This is a genomic window from Bradyrhizobium sp. (genome assembly GCF_030693485.1).
Lineage (GTDB): Bacteria > Pseudomonadota > Alphaproteobacteria > Rhizobiales > Xanthobacteraceae > Bradyrhizobium.
The window spans coordinates 1-2,719 of record NZ_JAUYAN010000022.1 but is presented as its reverse complement, the minus strand read 5'-3'; the positions used below and the strand labels follow the sequence as shown (position 1 = coordinate 2,719).

Annotated in this window: 3 protein-coding genes; 2 read left to right on the top strand and 1 reads right to left on the bottom strand. The window is 62.7% G+C overall.

The genetic code is table 11. The annotated features are described in order from the left end of the window. Window positions 1-21: 21 nt before the first annotated feature. Window positions 22-1,419: a TAXI family TRAP transporter solute-binding subunit gene (locus Q8N40_RS01920; RefSeq protein WP_305320401.1), complete on the bottom strand. Its 1,398-nt coding sequence runs from the start codon at window positions 1,417-1,419 to the stop codon at window positions 22-24. Window positions 1,420-1,815: 396 nt separating this feature from the next. On the opposite strand from Q8N40_RS01920, the gene Q8N40_RS01915 reads away from it, so the two are divergent. Both Q8N40_RS01915 and Q8N40_RS01910 read left to right on the top strand, forming a co-directional pair. Continuing rightward, window positions 1,816-2,166, top strand: coding sequence for a DUF3307 domain-containing protein (locus tag Q8N40_RS01915; RefSeq protein WP_305710604.1), 351 nt, complete (start codon window positions 1,816-1,818; stop codon window positions 2,164-2,166). A gap of 139 nt (window positions 2,167-2,305) precedes the next feature. Continuing rightward, complete coding sequence (locus Q8N40_RS01910) at window positions 2,306-2,713, top strand: hypothetical protein (protein WP_305320402.1); 408 nt, start codon at window positions 2,306-2,308, stop codon at window positions 2,711-2,713. The last annotated feature ends 6 nt before the right edge of the window (window positions 2,714-2,719 follow it).

The window sequence follows — 2,719 nt, the reverse complement described above, 5'->3', positions numbered from 1 at the left end:
CCGGGGCTTTTTTTGCGTCGCTCAGGCGCTCTGCGCCGACTTGACGATCACCACCTTGTCGTCATGACCGGCGTGCCGCTTCAGGCTCTCGCGCCGCAAAGCGAGCTCGTCGCGCACGAATTCATAACCGAGCTTGAACGTATCCAGCCCGTCCTTGGAGATGGTGCCGTCGCGCAGCCCGATCACCACCCCCCGCAGCACGGTCTCGAGTTCGTCCTGCAACGCGTCGAGCGCGTCCATCGAGGAAGCATGTTCCATTCGCTCGCCGATATCGAGAATGGCCGTCGCCAGCTCGCTGGCCTTCTCCGGCGCGACCCGGGTCACCTTGGTGTAGAGCGCGGCGAACAGCGAACCGATGATGCCGAGCACGGCGACGCCGAGATAGGCGAGGTCGCTGTAGCGGTCGACGAATGTTTTGGTGTCGTCGTTGATGTAGTCGGCGGCGCCCTGGTGCGCGACGATGAAGGCGTCCTTGTCGATGCTGGCAGGTTCGATCTTGGAGGCGAAGCCGTTGTCCAGCGCCAACTCGGCCTTGTTCTCGTAGATCGCCCGCGCGAGATTGCCCGCGACCGCGGTCGACAGCCGGGACTGCGCCACCAGCAGCCACTGCAGCCCGACCGTCTCCAGGTCCGCCGCGGGAATCGCGGGCGTCGAGGATAGCAACCCCTCCGTCAGCGTTTGCTCGGTAAGGCCGGGATATCTCCTGACCAGCGCCTTCGACTCGCTGATATCGTTCAGAATCAATCCACCACGCCTGATCTGCTGCTCGATGCTCCTGTCCCTCAGGAGCCGGGAGACCGGGGCAATGGCGATCACCGCGCCATAGCCGCCGGGCGCCAGCAATTTGTCGAAAGTCGCAATCGGCGGTGCCATCTGCAGCTTTGAAGCGAAGGCGGGATCGTCGGAGACTTCGAGCAGCCGGCGGATGAAGGTGGCGCCGCTGTCGGCGTCGGCCACGAGCGCGACCTTGCGCTTCTTCAGCTCCGCGAGCGACTTGATCTTCTTGCCGGCTGGGCTGACCAGCAGCACCACGTCATTGTCCAGGATCGCAACGGCGCGGGCGCGGGGCGGAACCTTGGCGTCGGTGCGCAGCACCGCAAGATCCGCCTGCTTGCGATCGAACTGCGCTAGCGCCGTGGCGCTGTCGGGACTGGCAACGATCTTGAGGTGCAGCCGCGAGTTGGTGCTTTTCAGCATGGTGGCGAGCCTGGCGGCGAACCTGGCTTCCGGGCCGTTGGCGTTGCCGACCGCGAAAACCAGTGTTTCGGAATTCAGCCAGACCCGCGAGCCCCACACGGTCGCGATCGTCAGAATCACCGTCAGCGCGGCAAATAGCAGCATCTGGCGGCGGTTGCTTTTGACAAGCCGGGATCGCGTGGCGGGCTTTGCCGGCTGCGGCGTCGGGATTTCTGCGCTCATGGCTCATGTCCGGGCCGGGTCGGCGCACCGCCTCTGCTGGCTCCGCGGGTCGCCCGGCGAGATCGTAAATACCTAAAAAAGAACGACAATTTTTTCGTTGCGGGATGATATCCCGCCCCCGGCCAATTGCAATCGGCCCGGGCAAGTAACCTTACCCGCGGCTCCGAAGCGCCGATCAATCGCCGTTAGGCCACACCCTGGGTTTTTCGAACCGCCCACAGGTGCAATCCGACACAGGAGATGTCATAAATGACAAATACCGATCGAATTGTCCGGGTTTGAGAAGAGTTGCGCTGAACGCCTCCGGTCCGTCCCAATCAGTCCCAGCGAAGGGCGTCAGCTTTGTTGCTTCCCACAATGTCGTCGTCGGTCCCGGTAGGTGCGCTGGTCGGGTGGATGCTGCTCCTCACCGTCAAGCACATCATCGCGGATTTCGTGCTGCAGAATTCCTGGATGGCGATCGGCAAGGACCAGAAGACCGGCTGGGCGCTGCCACTGCTGGCGCACTGCCTGGTGCATCTCGCCGTGGCCATGACCCTGATTCTGATCATTGCGCCAAGGTTCTGGTTCGTCGCCATCATCGACTTTTTCATTCACATTCTGGTCGACCGCGCCAAGGGGCTTTGCGCATCGACATTCGGCGTGACCCACGAACATCCGTGGTTCTGGACGCTGATCGGCGTCGACCAGGCCCTGCATCATCTCACCGGCTTCGGCCTGGCGATCTTCATGTCGGCGAACGGCTGATCCCGCCGTCATCAGGCTCGGATCGCCGCGGGCGTACGGCCGATTCGGCAAGGTCAAGATACCCGTGTGACTACAGGGGCCCGTGGTTAACCTTTCGTTAGAAGGTTGCACTGCATCCTTGCGGTCAGGGAGAACTGCCATGTTTTCAAGCCGCGACGCCTACGAAAACGATTTCTGCCCGGTCCGGGATGAATTGCTTGGCGAGATGTATCGCGCCAACGAAAACGGCCTGCCGGTGCTGATGGAGAGCGTTTCCTCCGACGTCCGGGCCATGCTGGCGCTGTTCTGCTATCGCAGGAGCCATCTGCACTCGCTGGCGCTTTCGATCGCGGCAAGCTGCAGCGAACGCGAATTGATCCAGCTGGGCGGGCGCGTCGGTTCCACACTCTACGCGCTGTCCCGCGAAACGCGAAGCAGCCGCGCCACGCCGTCATCCTCCTACGGCAATCGCAAGCCGATCACGCTTTCGACCAAACCGCTGAGCACCTTCTCGCCGGTCGAGGACGAGCTCGATGAGGAAGATTTTGCGCAAGCCGTAACGGCGTGAGCTGAT